15 protein-coding genes and 2 pseudogenes are annotated in these 18,446 nt (G+C 45.0%); 6 read left to right on the forward strand and 11 right to left on the reverse strand.

Going from position 1 to position 18,446, the window contains the following annotated elements:
* Positions 1–481: 481 nt before the first annotated feature.
* The 5 genes from AB6E52_RS19025 to AB6E52_RS19045 form a co-directional block, all read right to left on the reverse strand.
* Positions 482–1,654: an ABC transporter permease gene (locus AB6E52_RS19025; RefSeq protein ID WP_102320370.1), complete on the reverse strand. Its 1,173-nt coding sequence runs from the start codon at positions 1,652–1,654 to the stop codon at positions 482–484.
* Entirely contained in the window at positions 1,651–2,952 is a 1,302-nt protein-coding gene (locus AB6E52_RS19030; protein ID WP_065583586.1) for an ABC transporter permease, read from the reverse strand. The genes AB6E52_RS19025 and AB6E52_RS19030 overlap by 4 nt, the downstream gene beginning before the upstream one ends.
* Positions 2,953–2,959: 7 nt before the next feature.
* Entirely contained in the window at positions 2,960–3,934 is a 975-nt protein-coding gene (locus tag AB6E52_RS19035; protein WP_017070946.1) for an HlyD family secretion protein, read from the reverse strand.
* 3 nt (positions 3,935–3,937) lie between these two features.
* A complete protein-coding gene (locus tag AB6E52_RS19040) occupies positions 3,938–5,374 on the reverse strand; it encodes a TolC family protein (RefSeq protein ID WP_102320371.1) in 1,437 nt (478 codons plus the stop codon).
* A gap of 215 nt (positions 5,375–5,589) precedes the next feature.
* Positions 5,590–5,817, reverse strand: a complete 228-nt coding sequence (locus AB6E52_RS19045; protein ID WP_009846577.1) for a hypothetical protein — start codon at positions 5,815–5,817, stop codon at positions 5,590–5,592.
* Between the two features lie 621 nt (positions 5,818–6,438).
* Between AB6E52_RS19045 and AB6E52_RS19050 the strand changes: the two genes are divergently transcribed.
* The 5 genes from AB6E52_RS19050 (at position 6,439) to gnd (ending at position 12,975) form a co-directional block, all read left to right on the forward strand.
* On the forward strand, positions 6,439–8,091 hold the full coding sequence (locus tag AB6E52_RS19050; protein ID WP_102320372.1) for a sensor histidine kinase: 1,653 nt from the start codon (positions 6,439–6,441) through the stop codon (positions 8,089–8,091).
* 66 nt (positions 8,092–8,157) lie between these two features.
* Positions 8,158–8,853, forward strand: coding sequence for a response regulator (locus tag AB6E52_RS19055; RefSeq protein ID WP_017059715.1), 696 nt, complete (start codon positions 8,158–8,160; stop codon positions 8,851–8,853).
* A gap of 410 nt (positions 8,854–9,263) precedes the next feature.
* Positions 9,264–10,766, forward strand: a complete 1,503-nt coding sequence (zwf, locus tag AB6E52_RS19060; RefSeq protein WP_017059714.1) for a glucose-6-phosphate dehydrogenase — start codon at positions 9,264–9,266, stop codon at positions 10,764–10,766.
* Complete coding sequence (gene pgl, locus AB6E52_RS19065) at positions 10,763–11,497, forward strand: 6-phosphogluconolactonase (protein WP_017066266.1); 735 nt, start codon at positions 10,763–10,765, stop codon at positions 11,495–11,497. The genes zwf and pgl overlap by 4 nt, the downstream gene beginning before the upstream one ends.
* A 29-nt stretch (positions 11,498–11,526) precedes the next feature.
* Positions 11,527–12,975, forward strand: a complete 1,449-nt coding sequence (gene gnd / locus AB6E52_RS19070; protein ID WP_017059712.1) for a decarboxylating NADP(+)-dependent phosphogluconate dehydrogenase — start codon at positions 11,527–11,529, stop codon at positions 12,973–12,975.
* A gap of 135 nt (positions 12,976–13,110) precedes the next feature.
* Here gnd and AB6E52_RS19075 read toward each other — a convergent pair.
* Positions 13,111–13,317, reverse strand: a pseudogene (locus tag AB6E52_RS19075) (metal-dependent phosphohydrolase); the annotation flags it as partial.
* Positions 13,318–13,556: 239 nt separating this feature from the next.
* Here AB6E52_RS19075 and AB6E52_RS19080 point away from each other — a divergent pair.
* On the forward strand, positions 13,557–13,970 hold the full coding sequence (locus AB6E52_RS19080) for a VF530 family DNA-binding protein (RefSeq protein ID WP_010438513.1): 414 nt from the start codon (positions 13,557–13,559) through the stop codon (positions 13,968–13,970).
* 117 nt (positions 13,971–14,087) lie between these two features.
* On the opposite strand, the gene AB6E52_RS19085 is transcribed toward AB6E52_RS19080, so the two are convergent.
* From AB6E52_RS19085 to AB6E52_RS19105, 5 genes and pseudogenes are all read right to left on the reverse strand, one after another.
* Positions 14,088–14,279: a hypothetical protein gene (locus tag AB6E52_RS19085; RefSeq protein ID WP_017066914.1), complete on the reverse strand. Its 192-nt coding sequence runs from the start codon at positions 14,277–14,279 to the stop codon at positions 14,088–14,090.
* A 255-nt stretch (positions 14,280–14,534) separates the two neighbouring features.
* Positions 14,535–15,293 carry a sulfite exporter TauE/SafE family protein gene (locus AB6E52_RS19090; protein WP_017062287.1) on the reverse strand — a complete coding sequence of 253 codons (759 nt, stop codon included), beginning with the start codon at positions 15,291–15,293 and terminating at the stop codon, positions 14,535–14,537.
* A gap of 195 nt (positions 15,294–15,488) precedes the next feature.
* Positions 15,489–17,009, reverse strand: a complete 1,521-nt coding sequence (locus tag AB6E52_RS19095; RefSeq protein WP_102320374.1) for a tripartite tricarboxylate transporter permease — start codon at positions 17,007–17,009, stop codon at positions 15,489–15,491.
* 10 nt (positions 17,010–17,019) lie between these two features.
* Positions 17,020–17,520: a tripartite tricarboxylate transporter TctB family protein gene (locus tag AB6E52_RS19100; RefSeq protein ID WP_102320375.1), complete on the reverse strand. Its 501-nt coding sequence runs from the start codon at positions 17,518–17,520 to the stop codon at positions 17,020–17,022.
* Between the two features lie 242 nt (positions 17,521–17,762).
* Positions 17,763–18,395 (reverse strand): annotated as a pseudogene (locus tag AB6E52_RS19105) (tripartite tricarboxylate transporter substrate binding protein); the annotation flags it as partial.
* Positions 18,396–18,446: the final 51 nt, after the last annotated feature.

The raw sequence follows: 18,446 nt of genomic DNA on the forward strand, positions 1-18,446 counted from the left end.
TATCTACTTCATTCGACGGCAACATAAACGGCTGTAGCTAGGTTGAAAAACGAAATAAATATAAGTACTGATCTTGCTTTGTATGGATATCCTTTTGGTATGTGCACCAATAAGACTATGGTATTCGGGCTACCAAGTCCCACTGATAATCCTATACATAAAAATAATGCCAACAAAGAAATTTTCACAATAAATTTACAGTTGTTCGGGTTTTGTCATCATTTGGGAATAAGTCGATGCTTTTTATGCTGAGAAAAGCATATGCAGTAGCTGCTATAGAGTCGGGTGAAGGAGAATTCAGAGTGATGGGCTGGAGGGACATAGAGGGCGCGTAGGGGATTTCGAGTATTCGATATGTTTTCGAGGTGTATAAACATTCTAAGGCTGAAAGTGTATTCGGATCTTAGGATATTAAAAAAGCCCTTTATAAGAGCTTTTTTGATGAGCGGAAAGCATGACTACTTTCCGATAGCACATAAAACTAAACGGCTCGATCACTATTGCTATTGCCAACCGTGCTTTTGCTGGATTTGTGGTAGAGCTTAAGTGCCAATAACGAACCCCACAACAAAACTTGTCCCCAGAGTAATGTCCATTGAGATGCCACCTCTTGCCAAGATGCACCCATCTGATCAAGTGCTAAGAAACCTTGGATAGCCGGTGTGCTTGGGAACAGCTGTGATAATAGCACTAACCATTCGGGCATCATTTCAACTGGCCAGATAAAACCTGAAGAGAAGATCAGTGGCATTGAACTGATTAACACTACAACCGTGACTAGCTCTCTTCGTGGCACTAACTCACCAATAAAAATCCCGATCAAACAACTGGCCAGTAAGAAGGGCAGAAGTAAGGTTAAGATCTGTGTTGTTGAGGCGAGCTGGTTTATCCCATACATCGAAAAGCTAGCGCCGAAATAGTACATCGACAACAGGTAATAAATGCCGACTAAGGTACAACAGCGGGCAAGCATCAGTTTCGCTGGAGAGGTCTTACTCCAGTAGCCAAATGTCGATTGAGCGTTTTGGGTTGCACCCACTAAACCAGAAGCCATGGCTAAGGTTTGTTGCAGGATCAACACAAAGACGGCTGGAACTACGTAATCGATGTATCCCATGCGACTATTAAACGTTGGTTTCAGGTTCAAGCTGAATGCACTGTAGCCTTTGGCTGCCGATTCTAAAGGCACACCTTCGACTAACAAATGGCTGACCTTAACTTGCGCAGCTAACGTACCACCGGCCTTGGCAAGCCCTTCAACAATGGTTCCGTAGACCAAAAAGTAAGAAGCATCACCAGCGTAAGAAAGTGTCGGGCTCTTACCGAGCAACAAGTCTTTATAGAAATCTTCTGGAATGACAAGGAATCCGCCAATCTCTTGGTTAAGCACGGCTTGTTTCGCATCGGCGATGGTGGAGTCTCGACGGACCAATTCGATCTGAGAGGTGGCATCCACCATACGCTCTAATTGATAGCTGCTTTGACTCTTATCCAAGTTCACAACCGAAGCTTTCAGTTGTTGAGGAACTTGGTTCGCGTAAGGCAATGGATACAAGAAGGAATAGAAGACCACACCACCAAATACCGTAAGAAGCACGACAGGGTTGCGCAATACCGCTAAGAGTTCTTGCTTGAGCAGTTGAGTAAAGCTCATCGTTTTACTCCTTGTTGTGCTGATGCTTCTGGCTGTGTTGACGGCGTTGTTTTTGCAGATATAGCTGCTTTTGTAGATGGATCTGCTTGTGCAGTTAGAGTTGATTGCGCCAAGTGTTTCTTAATTAGCAACATTACCACGAAAGCAGGAACTGCATACCACAACATAGAAGAGAGGCTGATCAAAGACTGTGCTGCGCTCACACCATAACTAGACTGCGCCGTTTGTACTTCGATGTAATGACTCACGGGCAATAAGCTTCTCCAAATTTGAGCAGCTGTATTCATATCTGTTACTGGAAAGGTAATACCCATGAACGCAAAGCTTGGTGCCGTAAATGCGCCAGCGAAACTCATCGCCCTTGCTGGATCAAGTGTTAAGAAGAAAAACAAACAACCCATAATGATACAACTGATCACGGTTAGCAGTTGGGCAATAGTCAATGCCACAAAGCTGCCGTTAAATGGCCAGTCTAAGAGCACATAGAACCAAAAACTAAACGCGATACCAAACATCAAAAACAAGACAAGGTAGGGCGTTAATGTTGATGCGAGTGACTTCATAGGGGCGTTGGATAACCAAGCGTGAAGCCCACGAGCTCTAACGTTCGCCGTCAAAACCAATATCGTGCCCACCACAATCATGATCTGCCACAGTGCAGGAATAACCGCAGACACCAAGAACTGTGCATAACTGGTGTTCTTGTTGAACAGCGGCGTGATCTGGCTTTGTACCGTTACTGCTTGGCCTAATGCGGATTGCACCGTGGTATCACCGTGTGACAGCTGTTTCACGACTTCAAGTTGCGCGTTAAAAGTCCCTTGAGCCTGCAGCAAGGCAGAGTTCACCAGCTTACCGATTAAGATAAATTGGCTGTTATAGAATACAGACACTTGCGGATTCAAGCCGAGCAGAAGGTCTCGGTCGAAGTGCCTTGGTATCACAACATAACCATAGATATCACGTTCGATCATCGCTTTCGCCGCATCACTCGCAGAGCTGTATTTCTGAGTGACTTGCAGCGTTGGTGACGCATCAACAAGGCGTGTGAACTGTTGCGAGATTTGACTGTGCTCAAGGTCGACAACTGCGACCGGTAAGTCACGAGCGATCCCTTGTGAAAAAATCAGCCAGATACTGGCAGCAAGCAGCAAAGGAATCCAAGTTAGGCAAGACAACAACCATTTGTCTTTGCGGACAATCGCCCACTGCCGAAGCAAGGTATTCTTCGCTCTATGATGCTCAGTTGATTGCGAGCCTCTAGATTGCGATCCAGTATATTGAGAGTTAGCAGACATAAGTCACCTAAAGCTCAACCACTAGGCTCATGCCCATACGCAGTGTTTCGCTCGTATCGACAGGGTGTGCTTCTACTTCAAAAGTACGTAAATCGAAGCCTTGTGCTGCGTCTGTTGAGCGCCAAGTTGCGAAATCACCCATTACGGCGATGTGAGTTACTTGGAAAGTTAATGATTTATCCAGAGCCGGTAGGTACGCCTCAAACTGGCTGCCTTTCTCGAAATGCTTAAGCATGTCTTCACGAACATTGAGCACAGCCCAAGCATCCTTGGTGTCGATAACAGTCACAACAGGGAAGCCTTGTGGTGCAAGTTCTCCACTGCTCAATAGAACCTGAGAGACTTCGCCATTAAACCAGCTGTGGATCTGTGTGTCTTTTGCGTAAGCTTCAACTTCTGCTACCGCACCCGCTGCCATTAACGCTTTTTGAGCGGCGGCCACTTTGGTTTCGTCACGCGCACCTTCTTGCGCTAATTGATACATTTGGAATGCAGCGCTTTCGGTGTACTTCGCCGCTTGCCACTGTGTTTTGGCTTCATCACGCTTCTGCTCGGCAACCACACCATCGTTGTAAAGGTTGTTTACACGTTGGTAGGTTTTGTCCATCAGATCGGCAGCTGCTTTGGCTTTCAACCATTGGTCTTTAGCCGCTTGGATCTGTTGAGTACGCGCGCCATTCTCTGCTTCTTGTGCTAATGCACCAGCGGCTTTCTGACCAGCTTTTGCTTGCTCTAGCTTCGCATCAATCTCAGGGCTTAGTAGAGAGAAGATCAATTCGCCTTTTTCAACCGAATCGCCTTTGCGCACGAATATTTCATCAATTCTGCCAGGTACTTTCGATGAGATGCTGTATTGCTGCACATCGATTTGACCTTGAAGCTTAACCGGCTGAGGTTGATAAGCTTGATAGAAACTGTATCCGACCCAGCCAATAACGCCGATACCAACTAAAGATAGAAGAAGGGGCTTAATAGGTTTCATGAATTATCCTTTTGACTGGCTAACGGTGTCTGTTTTTGAGTCGAAATCAGACGGAACAGAGGAGGTTAAGTAACTGGAGTAAGCATTCATTTCGCTGGTTAGCGCTAACAGCTTGTTGAGAGAGATTAGGTATTTGAAGCGAGCAGCAGATTGCTGGGTTTTAATGCTCGCAAGATAAAGCTCGGCATCAACTACTTCTAATGAGTTAGATAACCCTTGTGTGAAGGCTTTTTTACGAAGTAATAGGTTTTCCTGAGCTAAAGACAAGCTCGAGTTTAGGCCTTGAACCTCTTCAATGGCTTGGTTTGCTTCAAGGTAAGTCTTTTGTACCAACACGGTTAAGTCTTGCTTAGCTTGTGACTTAAGGAATTGAACCTGTGATACGGCACTGTGAGCCGCAGCGACTTTGTCGGAACGGCCAGAGGTATCAAGCAGTGGCACATTCACACCAATGCCAACCAACCAATCGGGTTTCATTTCACTGGCTAGAGAGTCATCTTCATAAAGGCTGTAATCACCATAAAGGTAAACCTCTGGGTAGTATTTACCTTTCTCGGCTTTAATTAAGCTGCTTGCTTGTTTCTCTTTTGCATCAAGAATCTTAAGGCCGGGGTAGGTAATGAGTGTCTGGTCAATGAACACGTCCATATGAGGCAGGTTCTTATTGATAAACAGTTGTTCAGAGGGTTCTACACTTTCATTTTGACCAAGGATTTGGGTCAACGCCAATTGCGCAATTTTAAGATCGTTCTGAGCTTTCGTGCGCTCTACAATCGCTTTATCTAAAGAAGCATCGGCTTGTAGGCGTTCTACTCGGGCGATTTGTCCTTGCTGTTCAAGCTTGATGGCGAAATCACGATGCTGAGTTAAGCCTGCTTCAACGGCTTGACGCGTTCTCACCACGTCTTCCGCTAAGATCACCGAGAAGTAATACTTACTTAAGTCTTCGTAGCGAGCTTGTTTCTCCATCAACAGTTGGCTTTGCGCTTCTTCGCTTTTACCTTCAGCGGCATTTTGCGCAGCGGTTATTCGACCACCAGTGAAGATAGGCCACACAGCACGAATGGAAGAGCTAAAGATGTCTTGTTCGGTAATGGTTGAGGTGATGCCACCTAACTGAGCTAAGAAGGGAGCAAATGCTGGATTTACGCCGCTTAAGCTGTCACCGAACTGTTCACCATTAATCGTCACATCACTATCAAGGTGCGTGTAGTTAGCCCCTAAGGTAATAGAAGGTAGATTAAGGCTACTTGTTGAGTTCTGAAGGTGTTGATAACGTTCAACGTTGGCTTGTTGAGCCGCAAGTGAGTTGTTGTTTTCTTGCAATATTTGCCACGCTTCAGAAAAAGTGAGCGGAGCTGCATAGCCTGGCGAAGCCATAGTGCCGAGAAGCATACTGGCGATCGCAAGGTATCGGAATTTTGGTTTGGTCATCTGCATTAAATACCAATTAGAGTATTAACTCTAATGTTAACAGGGCGATAGTCATTTGTCTTGAATAGATTGTCTCATATGAATAGAAATTTTCATAACTCGTTAATCAAGTGTAAATAAGATTGAGTGACGTGAATATCAAAGATAAATGAAACTTAAAAAGCACGCATAAGCGTGCTCTTTAAGTTCAGTATAGAAGTGTTTTTACAAAATGAAGTGGCTTATTTAAAGCTAGGACAATGGTGATCGGCGCGCCATACCAATTGTCTTGAACCTTGCATTGTTTGTAATAAATCTCTCCCTGACATTTGCGGGAATGCTAACAATACCTTGAGATCGAGTGGGGAGGTGCCATCTTTCTCATAGGCTCTTACGTGAGTAAAAGTCGATTGTAAGTGTTTGAACAGCATAGTCTTAGTAAGACAAATTCCAAAGTTATCGCGTTTCATTGCCTTGTTTCCTTTTCAACAATGTTTATACGTTATGTTTGTTATCCTGTTTCTATTGGACGTTGCCACTGACTGATCGATACCTCCTGCTCATCAATGTTTTATTATTGGGTGATGCTTTTATCAGTCACCTCTTCGTTGTCTGGCTAGCCGAGTTTGAAATAGCGATGGATGAATAGGGGAGAATACTTAATCCGTTTGTTCATCATTCGTAACGGCGAGCGTGCAACTTTTAGTTATAGATACGTCCAGCGAGCGAAGGGTTGTTGCTATTTTGTTAATCGAAGTTTCGATTCAAAGCGCGGTCTGAAAATCATGACCTATGGCTTAGCAACAATAAACTTCTTCATATGCAACCATTATAATTGTATTTATTTTAAACAACCTAAAAAACACCTAAAAGCTTAGTGATCTAGCTCAATATTTATTCGTTTATTTTGGTTTTTAAGCTAATCAGTCCTAAAAATGAACGATTAATCGAGATGAACAACGTAAAGGATTATCAATTAACAATCTGCTCAATTATTTAGTTGAGTAGCAGTCACAAATTCACGCCCCTAGAAAGGTCATGCGATTAACTTGGTGTTAACATTGATCGTCTAACACTAGGGACGGTGGAATATGAAATGGAGCAGTATCAGTTTCCGTAAAAGGTTACTGATTATCATGACGGTCACTGGCCTCGTTGAACTTTTGATTCTTGCAGCTGCTGGTTTTTACTACATCAAACAATCTCAAGAACAAGAGATGGGTTTGAAAGCGTTAGGTGTTGCTGAATTTCTATCTGAATCGCCGCTTGTCACCAGCATTATTCAAGAAAATGGAACGTTGGACCCTAATGGCGTTCCCTACGTTTTGTCTGAAGAAACCCAAGTTAAATTTCGTAACCTTACTCAGCTCATTGGCGCGGCGTTTATCGTTGTTGGAGATGATAAAGGTATCCGCCTGATTCACCCTTATGATGACAGGCTCGGTAAACCCATGCGTGGTGGCGATAACCAAAAAGCATTGGTATTGGGCGAGTCTTATGTGTCGACAGCCAAAGGATCGCTGGGTTTTTCAGTTCGTGGTAAATCCGCGGTAAAAGACACCCAAGGTACCGTTATTGGTGTGGTGTCAGTTGGTTACTTATTGGATTCTTTACAAGATCGAATCGAACCTTACTTAGCCTTTTTGATTGTGATGGCGTTGCTGGTGGTTGCGGTCAACGCTTTGATTTCGAGTTATGTATCTCGCCGTTTTCAACGCGCTATTTTGGGCTTTGAGCCTGAAGAGATAGGCCGGTTGTATGTTGAGCTAGATGTAACCATGAGTACCGTGAAAGAGGGCATTCTGAGCATCGATAAGCACGGCATTTTACGTTCAATTAATAAGAGTGCCTGCGATATTTTATCGATAGACAGGGATAAAGCACTCAATCAACAGCGCCTTTCTGATGTATTGCCAGGCAGTGATTTAGAACAACTGCTATCAACCGGCGACACCGACCACGATGTTGAGTTGTATTTAAACAATAAGCGAATCATTGCTAACCGAAGCCCGATTATAGTGGCAGGTGAGGTGGTCGGGGCGGTATCGAGTTTCCGATTACGAGATGAAATCAACGATTTAACAGACCAGCTCTCACAAACCAAAGAATATGCTGATCTACTGCGTTCACAAACCCACGAGCATCAAAACAAGCTCAACACCATCAGTGGCTTGATTCAGATGGGCGAGCTGGACTCTGTTCAACAATTGATTGGTCAAGAAACCGCTCATTACCAGAGCTTAATTGAGTTCTTAAGAGAGACGGTGAAAGACCCTCTTATTGCAGGCATGCTTTTAGGCAAAACAGAGCGAGCTCGAGAGATTGGGTTAGAGCTTAAAGTGGAAAAGGGATCAAGGCTTGAAGCTCTGCCTAGCTGGTTAAACGCGGATGACGTTGTCACAATTCTTGGCAACCTGATTGATAACGCCTTTGACGCCACCATGACGGCGATTAAGCAAGAGGGTCAAATTGCGCCAGCGCGTCGGGTTATTGAAGTTTCAATCAGTGATTTTGGTAATGAAATTATCGTAGAAGTAGAAGACAAAGGGTGCGGTTTGCCGAAAGAGTTGGCGACCAAAGCACTCACCGAAAAAGGCGTATCGAGCAAAGCGAAGCAAAATCGTGGTGTGGGTTTGTATCTGATAAAGCAGCTGGCAGACCGATATCAAGGGCAGCTTGAAATGGTCGACAACCACGATTTTGGCACGCGAATGACGGTTTATCTGCCAAAAGAAGAACAATAATTAAGCACGAAACGATCTTGCGAAGATCATCGTGACGGAAAAAGCATGGTTAAAGGAAGAACATAAATGAACGCAATCACGAGAGTCATGGTCATTGAAGATGATATTGCGATTGCAGAGCTACACCATCGTTATTTAGAACAGATGGGTGGCTTTGACGTGGTCGGCATTGCCACCACACAGTCTGAAGCGCTCATGCAACTGGACATCTTAAAACCTGATTTGGTGTTATTGGACGTGTACCTGCCGGACGGGTGTGGGCTCGATATTCTTAATCACGTAAGAGGGAGCAATCAAGGCTGCGACGTTATCTTGATTACTGCTGCTCGGGATGTGGATACGCTGCAGCAGGCAATGCGCGGGGGAGTGGTGGATTACCTATTAAAACCAGTCATGTTTCCTCGTTTGGAAGCAGCACTGAAGAAGTATCAGTCACAGTTACAAGAGTTCGAAAGCGTGTCTGATTTGAACCAAGGTTTGGTTGATAAGATGCTGCAAGCCAATGCCAAAGCGGACTCAGGAAAAGTATCAACCTTGCCCAAAGGAATTGATGGCGTAACGTTGGATAAGATCAGAGCCATTTTTCAGCAAGCTGATGCCGTTAATATTACCGCCGATGAAGCCGGAGAACGAATTGGTGCTAGCCGAACCACCGCCAGACGCTATTTAGAATTTTTGATTACCACTGGTGAGTTAGTCGCAGACTTAAATTACGGTACCGTAGGTCGCCCGGAGCGCTGCTACAACAAAGCGCAAAGATAAACACGACACCATCAAAATAAATATAAAGCCAGTTGAATAAGCTGGTTTTACCTTTTTCTCCCTTTCCTATTGCTCACTCCACCGACCAGATACCGTTCTTTCTTGACTACACTGTTTGAGAATGCCGATTTGCTTCACCCGTGGGTTAAATGAACGGAACTATCGATTAGAATTTGTTCGAAATGAGTCAATATTTAATCGATTGCTTTCACAGTGGTTGATGTAAATCAAATAGTCATAGACAATACTGTCCCGAATAGAGGTGATAGCTTTCACCCTCGTTTACCAAACGCATTCTCAAATTTAATAGGCGCTTACTATTGATGTAATAGTTAAGACCTATTATCTATTTTCGTATGTCGCTGATACCTTTGGCGAATACTAAAAACCTTGTTTTTATAGGAAAGATGATGGTAATACCTGAAAACAGCAGCATCGTTATTTTTGGTGCGTCGGGAGATCTAACTTACCGCAAGTTAATTCCTGCTCTATACCACCTGTATGCTAGCAATCAACTACCAGAATCCTTTGCGATTCTTGGAGTGAGCCGTACTGAGTACAGCGATGAGTCTTACCGTGAGAAGCTGAAGAAGTCTCTTCAGGAAATGGAAAAAACTGAACCAGAGACGCTGAATGCATTTATTGAACATCTGCATTACCAAGCGATCAATACTTCAGATGTAGACGACTATGCTCGTTTAGCACAACGTCTAGACAAGCTTGAGCAAGACTACCAATTCGAAAACCATAACACATTGTTCTACTTGGCAACCCCGCCAAGCCTATACGGTGTGATTCCAGCAAACCTTGCTGCGCATGGCCTTAACGATGAATCGAACGGCTGGCGTCGTCTGATCATCGAAAAACCATTTGGTTACGACTTAGCATCAGCTCAAGCGTTGGATGAAGAGATCCATCATCACTTCCAAGAACACCAGATCTACCGTATCGACCATTACCTTGGTAAAGAGACGGTTCAAAACCTTCTAGTGCTTCGTTTCTCAAACGCGATGTTTGAACCACTGTGGAACCGTAACTTCATTGAATACGTTGAAATCACAGGTGCTGAGTTCCTTGGCGTTGAAGAGCGTGGCGGATACTACGACGGTTCTGGCGCAGTTCGCGACATGTTCCAAAACCACCTGCTGCAAGTGCTAGCGATGGTAGGTATGGAGCCGCCTGCACAAATTAACGCTGATTCTATTCGTGATGAAGTGGTTAAAGTGCTTCAGTGTCTGAAACCATTAGAAGAAGATGATCTGCGTAAAGACTTAGTATTAGGTCAGTACACAGCATCAGATGTTCGTGGTCAGCACCTACTAGGTTACCGTGAAGAGCATGGTGTAGCGGATGATTCTCGTACCGAGACTTACATCGGCTTGAAAGCTCACATCAATAACTGGCGTTGGAATGGTGTTCCTTTCTACGTACGTACAGGTAAACGCTTACCAACACGTGTGACTGAAATCGTGATTCACTTTAAGAACACGCCACACCCAGTATTTGGTCAAGATGCACCAGAGAACAAGCTGATTATCCGCATCCAACCGGATGAAGGTATTCAGATGAGCTTTGGTTTGAAAGAGCCAGGCGCAGGCTTCAAAGCAAAAGAAGTGAAAATGAACTTCTCTTACTCTGACTTGCCTGAAACTCAGATGCTGACGGCTTATGAGCGTCTTCTTCTTGATGCACTGAACGGTGATGCGACTCTGTTTGCACGTACCGATGCGGTAGAAGCATGTTGGAAGTACGTTCAACCAATCTTAGACTTCAAGCAAGATCCTCAAGCACTGTTTGGCTATGCTTGTGGTACTTGGGGCCCACAGGAAGCAGATGAACTTCTGCAACGTGATGGCCGCGCATGGCGTTTCCCATGCAAAAACTTAACAGACACGGATTACTGCGAACTATGATCAATCACAAGATCTTTGCAACGCCTGAACTGGTTGTTGAAAACCTAGCAAATGAAATGAAAGCATACAGCGAGCAGGGCAAACCTGTTCACATTTCACTGTCTGGTGGCAGCACGCCAAAAATGCTTTTCAAACTTTTAGCACAGGCGCCATACGCGGAAGGTATTCAATGGAATAACCTTCACTTCTGGTGGGGCGACGAACGTTGCGTTGTACCAGACGACGCTGAAAGCAATTTCGGTGAAGCAAACGCGCTCTTATTTTCAAAACTAAAAGAGTTTACTCAAGTAAACCTTCCTGCTGAAAACATCCACCGCATCCGTGGTGAGGATGAACCAAAAGCAGAAGCAGAGCGTTTCGCAAAAGAGATGGCAGACGTAATCCCAACAGAAAACGGCACGCCTGTATTCGATTGGATTCTGCTTGGTGTTGGCGCAGACGGTCACACAGCTTCACTATTCCCGGGCGCAACCAACTACCAAGATGAGAACCTGTCTGTACTGGCTTCTCACCCTGAGTCTGGTCAAATCCGTGTTTCTAAAACCGCAAAAGTTTTAGAAGCAGCAAAACGAATCAGCTACCTAGTACTGGGTGCAGGTAAAGTTGAGATCGTTAAAGAAATTCATACTACTCCTGCTTCAGAGTTGCCTTACCCGGCAGCGAAAATCCAGTCTAAAACTGGCGAGACAGAGTGGTTCCTAGATTCAAATGCAGCAAGTGCTATCGCATAAGTGCGAATAGCCGCAAGGAGATATAAATAATGAAAGGTGATATCGGTGTAATTGGCCTAGCAGTAATGGGTCAGAACCTTATCCTAAACATGAACGACCACGGCTTCAAAGTTGTGGCTCATAACCGTACTGCTGCTAAAGTAGACGAGTTCCTAGAAGGCCCAGCTAAAGGTACTAACATTGTTGGTGCTTACTCTCTAGAAGAGCTAGTTGAGAAGCTAGAAGCGCCACGTAAAGTGATGCTTATGGTTCGTGCTGGTGACGTTGTAGACACGTTCATCGAAAATCTAATCCCACTTCTAGACGAAGGCGACATCATCATTGATGGTGGTAACACTAACTACCCAGACACTAACCGTCGAGTAGCGCATTGTCGTGAGAAAGGCATCCACTTCATCGGTACTGGTGTATCTGGTGGTGAAGAAGGTGCTCGTTTCGGTCCTTCAATCATGCCAGGTGGTGCGGCTGAAGCTTGGGAAGCGGTTAAGCCAATCTTCCAAGGTATCTCGGCAAAAACTGACGCTGGTGAGCCTTGCTGTGACTGGGTTGGTAACGACGGTGCTGGTCACTTCGTTAAGATGGTACACAACGGCATCGAATACGGTGACATGCAGCTTATCACTGAAGCATACCAGTTCATGAAAGATGGCCTAGGTATGTCTGCTGACGAGATGCAAGCAGTATTCGCTGACTGGAACAAGACTGAGCTAGACAGCTACCTAGTTGAAATCACTGCTGACATCCTTGGCTACAAAGATGAAGACGGTGAAGCGCTAGTTGAGAAGATCCTAGACACTGCAGGCCAAAAAGGTACGGGTAAGTGGACGGGTATCAACGCACTAGACCTAGGTATCCCACTAACACTGATCTCTGAGTCTGTATTCTCTCGTTGCCTGTCTGCTCTTAAAGACCAACGTGTTGAAGCTGAAGCTTTGTTTGAGAAGACAATCACTCCAGTTGAAGGCGACAAGCAAGAGTGGGTTGATGCACTACGTCAAGCTCTACTGGCTTCTAAGATCATCTCTTACGCTCAAGGTTTCATGCTAATGCGTGAAGCGTCGAACGAAAACGGCTGGGACCTAAACTACGGTAACGTAGCGCTAATGTGGCGTGGTGGTTGTATCATCCGTTCTGCATTCCTAGGCAACATACGTGATGCGTACGAAGCAAACCCAGACATCGCGTTCCTAGGTTCTGACGAGTACTTCAAAAACATCCTACAAGGCAGCCTAGTGGCATGGCGTAAAGTAGCAGCGAAATCTCTAGAGTCTGGTATCCCAATGCCATGTACGATTTCTGCGCTATCTTTCCTAGACGGTTACACAACTGCACGTCTACCAGCGAACCTGCTTCAAGCTCAACGTGACTACTTCGGTGCTCACACTTACGAGCGTACTGACCGTCCACGTGGTGAATTCTTCCACACAAACTGGACTGGTACAGGCGGCGATACTGCTTCTACAACTTACGACGTATAATCGTTAGTTAGAATCAGTAGAGAACAAATTTGTTCTTTCAGCTGCAAACTAGAAAACAAAAGGATGCCTCAGTGGCATCCTTTTTTGTTGGTTCACGTTCTCTTACTTGGGCCTGAATAACAAAGGTGCCATAGTTTAAGCTGTCATTAAATGCGGCTGAGCATCGTCATTGTATTGCTCCCGAATTGCCATAAAGCCGTCTAGGTTTTGTTTAGGCGCTTCAACCCACTCTGGGTCAAACATTGAACCAGTGTTTGCTTCTATATAGGCCATCACCTCATTCAGTGACCAAGCGTGTTTATAGGCTCTTTTACTCATTAACGCATCGAATACGTCTGCCAGTTAATAGCGTATGCGCTATTGCTTAACTAAAGTGCTGTTAATGATGATCTGGACGTTAAATAACCATTTTAAAATTAAATGAAAAGATAAATAGGATAACGCACATGCTTTATGCCATCATAAAGACATAAACAAGGGCAATGGAAATAATGCCCAAATGATTGAGCTAGAAGCGGTCAGTGATGACGGTGTTCTAGAGTAAATTCAAGGCCTTTAGTTGCCTTGAAAAAGGTAATGTTATGACTGAAGAAGAAAGAATCGAACTGCAACAAAATAACCCGCTACACGGCTTAAAGCTTGAAACCATGATCACTGAATTAGTGGATCATTATGGTTGGGAAATTTTAGATGCGGCAATGCGTATGAACTGCTTTAACACTAAGCCTACAGTGGCAAGCGCAGTTAAATACCTGAAGAAAACCGAATGGGCTCGTGAGAAGGTTGAAAACTTCTACCTTTACCGTTTCAAGCGCATGCCTAAAGCATCGGACATCGAATACCAGATGCCTCCGCGTTCACGTACATTCCGCCATGGGCTAGAGCCTCGTGAGCCAATGGAACTAACGGTTGAGTCTATCCACGCTTCTCAAGCTAAAGCTGCGTCTGCATTTAAAGAGCGCCGCGGCGGTAACGGTCGTAACTTCCGTCGTTAATAAGAAGGCGTCGTTAGATAAGGCGTCGACGATTAGTACGCCTAATTAGATAAGCGAAAAACACAAAAGGAGCCTATGAGCTCCTTTTTTAATTCGTTCGATTTAAACCGTAAATGGCTAAGCTTCGCGGTTCTTTCTTTGATTCTTCCAAAGATCGGTGACATAAACGATTGCACTGATAAGTAAGAATAGCGCTGACACAGAAAACAGAGCGGGCATTTTTAGGATCCACGCGAATGTGGCAGCAAGAAAAGCGACAAAGCAAATGAGTCGACTTGATGACATGACATGACCGAGTTTAATGTTCATAACGCCTCCTAATGAAGTCTCACTTTCGACAGGAGAAGTATCCCACCCTTGGAAAAATAAAGGCTAAAAAACAGTCTAAATTGTTATCAAATTTACTAATTGAAGGACTCGTCTCACACATATCGACACGGTTATTTTATAAGTAATAAAATAGCGAGATAGGTAATGCGAGAGTCAGCTTTCCCGCTGTGTTTTCCAGTTAGAATTAGATTCAGTTTCGGGTTTAATTAGTGTCAAACCGACTTAGCATAAAACCTAGTTATTATAGAAAAAGTAAGCGGTGATTAAGAAACTCGCGATGATCACTGTATTACGAACATATTGTTGTGGGATGCGGCGAGAGACTTTTGCTGAATAATAACCACCAACCAATGTACCCAATAATACAGCCATGCCAGACGGCCAATTAATCGAACCATTTACGATAAAAAACACGATCGCTGCGAGGGAAGCACACGCGGACACGAGCAGTTTGATGCCATTCATCACGTTGATGTTGGTGTAACCAGCCAGCGCCAAATAGCTCAATGTCACAATGCCCAAACCTGCATTAAAATACCCACCGTAGATACAGACAATCAAAAGTAATAAAGCGGAAAAGAATGCGCCTGCGCTAGTGGCGTGCTTATGTTTTGCTGTAGCTTGTTTAAGCCATTTATTGAGCGTGCCGCCAAACGTGAAAAGCAGAGCAGCATACAGCAACAGCCAAGGGACAGATTGAGTGAACAGAGCTTCTGGTGTGTGCAGCAGTAAAAATGCCCCGATACCACCGCCAATCACACATAAAGCTATAGTCAGTTTTAGCTGCTTAGTACCAGATTGAATTTCGTGGCGCAGAGCGTAGGCTCCGCTAATGTATCCAGCACACGAAGCAAAGGTATTGGTCGCGTTGGCTGCTATTGGTGGAACGCCAGCAAATAACAAAGCAGGGAAAGTGATGAAGCTGCCGCCACCCGCAATGGAGTTAAGCACACCGCCAACCACCCCTGATAAGAATAGAATCAACCAATCCATAGTTTTAGAATCCAATACGTTAACTAACTGGTTACCTTACTTGAATTTGTTATGAATATCAGCGCCATGTGTGTTGTAAAGATAGGTTTGTGAGTTTGCTACCACCTTAGAGCTGTGGTTTTTTGAAATAGCTGGTACGAAAAAAGGAGTCTGAGGCTCCCTTTATTTCGTTTTGTTTTCTAGGCTAAGCCAAGTTTATACTTCAACAGGCTTTGCTCTAAAGCTCTTGAACAGCTTAACCAGAATAGGACTAGATAGAACCAATACCGCTAAAATAGTGAAGGTCATAGTGATAGGGCGTTCCCAAAGGAAGCTGAGTTCACCATCACTGATCATCAGTGCGCGTCTCAAGTTCTCTTCCATCAAACCACCTAATATGAAGCCAAGCAGTAACGGTGCGAGCGGGAAGTTGGCCAGCCTTAACGCTATCGCCGCCATTGCCACAATTAGCATCACAAACACATCCATCGTGTTGAAAGACACCAAGTACACGCCTGTGATTGAGAAGAAAATGATCATTGGCAGTAGTACCGTTCTTGGTACCGCTAGCAGTTTAGAGATATATGGGATCAACGGTAGGTTTAAGATAACCAGCACGATGTTGCCAAAGTACATCGAGATAATCACCGACCAAAATACGTCTGGGTGATCAACGAACAAGCGAGGACCCGGCTGAATACCGTAGGCAATCAATGCACCAAGCATAATTGCTGTAGTACCAGAGCCCGGAATACCGAGTGTTAACAGCGGTACAAATGAACCACTTGAAGCTGCATTGTTTGCTGATTCAGGAGCCACAAGACCACGAATACTGCCTTTACCGAACTCTTTCTGCTTGTCTTTTGGCGCGAGGCTACGCTCCATACCGTAACTTAGGAATGCCGCAATAGTGGCACCTGCGCCCGGTAGAACACCGGTAAAGAAACCGAGAATAGAAGATCGAATTGAAACTGGTGCCACTTCTTTGAACTCTTCTTTGGTGACCTTCATGCTACCAATATCCGACATCTTTTGGCTTTCTTCCGCGCTGGTGTCTTGCTCTGGTTTTAGAATACCCATTAAAGTCTCACCTAAAGCGAAGGTTGCCATAGCAAGAAGTAGGAAACTAAAGCCATCCATCAGGTCTGTTAGACCAAACGTGAAACGCTCAACACCAACGCCTTTGTCGATGCCAACAGTAGACAGCATCAAACCAAGAATGGTCATCATCCATGCCTTGATTACCTGACCTGGGCCCGCAAACGCCGCTACTGCCGATAAACCTAACAACATCAATGCGAAGTAGTCTGAAGACTGGAAGCTCAATGACACGCTGGCTAAAGCCGGAGCCGCAATCAAAAGCATGATTGCCGAAAGTGTGCCACCAGTGAAAGAAGAGTAAGCCGCGAGTGCAAGTGCTTTACCCGCTTGGCCTTTTTGTGCCATCGGGTAGCCATCGAATGCGGTTACTACCGTTGAAGAACAACCTGGAGCGTTGATTAATATTGATGACGTCGAGCCACCAAATACAGCGCCATAGTACACACCAGCCATCAAGATTAGGCCAGAAGAAGGGTCTAGGCCGTATGTAATCGGGATCATCAACGCGATTGCTGAAATTGGACCTAACCCCGGTAGCATACCGATGAAGGTACCCACGAAACAGCCCACAATTACCATCATGATGTTCATTGGCATCACAGCGGTAGAAAGTCCTTGTAAAATTCCGTCTAACATAATGTTATCCCTACCAAAGAGTGAAGATTAAACCAGGCTCTAGGTAGATATCTAAGCCTTGAGTTAATAAAAGAAAGAACGCGATAACGAAAGGAAACGACGCGCCAAATAAAACAGTTTTGCGGCGCTCACCCAACAGGTAAAAGCCTGCAAGTAAGAAGAAGCTGGTTGCTAAAACAAAGCCAAGATAAGTCAGCCCAACACCGTACAGTGCCATTAACACCAAGAAGCCAATCAGCAGTTTCCAGTTCAGCGGCGTAGTGTCGCATGTAACTTTTTTATCCGGCTGTCCGGTTATAAGCAGGATCAACGAAAGGCCAATGCCGATAAACGTTAGCAGGATAGGTAAGGTTCTTGCTGTGAAGGGTTCGTACTCGTCACCGGGGAACAAAGGAATCAGCGTGGTTTGATAGCCGTAGCACAAGCTCGCCAGCATAAAGATCATGGCTCCGATGCGATCCTTCGAAAGCAAAGATTCCTTACTCAGAAATTTGGTTGGTAAGTCCGACATATCCAACTCCATTTGGGGTGGTATAAAAAGTAAAAAAGCCGCACATGAGCGAGTTAATGAAGAATGTCTGGGATCACTAACCAAAGGTGAGCGAATTACATGACTTGGTTAAGTCACTTGCTTCTACAACGAATCAGCAAGCTTTAGCAATACACTACGAATAAACAAAGGAGTTTTAGTTAACTCATGTACGGCGAAACAGGAAAGAGTAAGAGGGCACAAAGACCCTCTCTGGTTGTTGGTTACTTCAAGAAACCAAGCTCACGCATTAGATCGCCCATCTGTTTTTCTTGGTCTTCTAGGAAGGCGTAAAAATCTTTGTCAGCTTTGTAGTTGTCGATCCAACCGTTACGGTCACGAACCACTTGCCACTCATCGGTTTTGTACATTTTGCCAAGAGCTTCGTTCCACTCGTCGATTTTTGCTTGGCTTGTACCCGGTGCCGCAAAGAAACCACGCCAGTTAGCAAATACTGTCTCGTTGCCGTATTCAGTCAGTGTTGGGATGTTAGGCGCAGCGTCAAGACGCTTTGGAGCCGTCACAGCAAGCACTTTTACTTGGCCAGACTTAGACATCTCTAGTACTTCACCAAGGCCCGTTGAAAGCAGCTGTGTTTCGCCAGAAAGCAGTGCCGCCATCGCTTTACCGCCAGCATCGTAGGCAATGTAACGCACTTTCTTCGCATCAAAACCTTCGCCTTTGAACGCTGCCGCAACCACAAGGTGATCCATGCTGCCACGGGCTGAACCGCCAGCAATTTTCACTTTACGTGGGTTGGTTTCGAACTCTTTAACGACGTCTTCCCAAGTGTCGTACTTAGAATCCGCAGGAGCGACGATTGCGCCGTAATCGGCAATGGTTGCTGCTACCGCAGGGCGGGATCGCACTTTGTTAACAAATATGATCTAATAGCGTCAAACCCTTAG

The sequence above is a fragment of the Vibrio sp. 10N.247.311.13 genome (genome assembly GCF_041467595.1).
In the GTDB taxonomy this organism is placed as follows: Bacteria; Pseudomonadota; Gammaproteobacteria; order Enterobacterales; family Vibrionaceae; genus Vibrio; species Vibrio crassostreae_C.

Bases quoted from the DNA above. Each gene is read 5' to 3' on its own strand.
- AB6E52_RS19095 (WP_102320374.1), bottom strand. From the start codon at position 17,009: ATGTTAGACGGAATTTTACAAGGACTTTCTACCGCTGTGATGCCAATG.
- AB6E52_RS19080 (WP_010438513.1), top strand. From the start codon at position 13,557: ATGACTGAAGAAGAAAGAATCGAACTGCAACAAAATAACCCGCTACAC.
- AB6E52_RS19025 (WP_102320370.1), bottom strand. From the start codon at position 1,654: ATGAGCTTTACTCAACTGCTCAAGCAAGAACTCTTAGCGGTATTGCGC.
- gnd (WP_017059712.1), top strand. From the start codon at position 11,527: ATGAAAGGTGATATCGGTGTAATTGGCCTAGCAGTAATGGGTCAGAAC.
- AB6E52_RS19085 (WP_017066914.1), bottom strand. From the start codon at position 14,279: ATGAACATTAAACTCGGTCATGTCATGTCATCAAGTCGACTCATTTGC.
- AB6E52_RS19045 (WP_009846577.1), bottom strand. From the start codon at position 5,817: ATGAAACGCGATAACTTTGGAATTTGTCTTACTAAGACTATGCTGTTC.
- AB6E52_RS19035 (WP_017070946.1), bottom strand. From the start codon at position 3,934: ATGAAACCTATTAAGCCCCTTCTTCTATCTTTAGTTGGTATCGGCGTT.
- zwf (WP_017059714.1), top strand. From the start codon at position 9,264: ATGGTAATACCTGAAAACAGCAGCATCGTTATTTTTGGTGCGTCGGGA.
- AB6E52_RS19055 (WP_017059715.1), top strand. From the start codon at position 8,158: ATGAACGCAATCACGAGAGTCATGGTCATTGAAGATGATATTGCGATT.
- AB6E52_RS19040 (WP_102320371.1), bottom strand. From the start codon at position 5,374: ATGCAGATGACCAAACCAAAATTCCGATACCTTGCGATCGCCAGTATG.
- pgl (WP_017066266.1), top strand. From the start codon at position 10,763: ATGATCAATCACAAGATCTTTGCAACGCCTGAACTGGTTGTTGAAAAC.
- AB6E52_RS19030 (WP_065583586.1), bottom strand. From the start codon at position 2,952: ATGTCTGCTAACTCTCAATATACTGGATCGCAATCTAGAGGCTCGCAA.
- AB6E52_RS19050 (WP_102320372.1), top strand. From the start codon at position 6,439: ATGAAATGGAGCAGTATCAGTTTCCGTAAAAGGTTACTGATTATCATG.
- AB6E52_RS19100 (WP_102320375.1), bottom strand. From the start codon at position 17,520: ATGTCGGACTTACCAACCAAATTTCTGAGTAAGGAATCTTTGCTTTCG.
- AB6E52_RS19090 (WP_017062287.1), bottom strand. From the start codon at position 15,293: ATGGATTGGTTGATTCTATTCTTATCAGGGGTGGTTGGCGGTGTGCTT.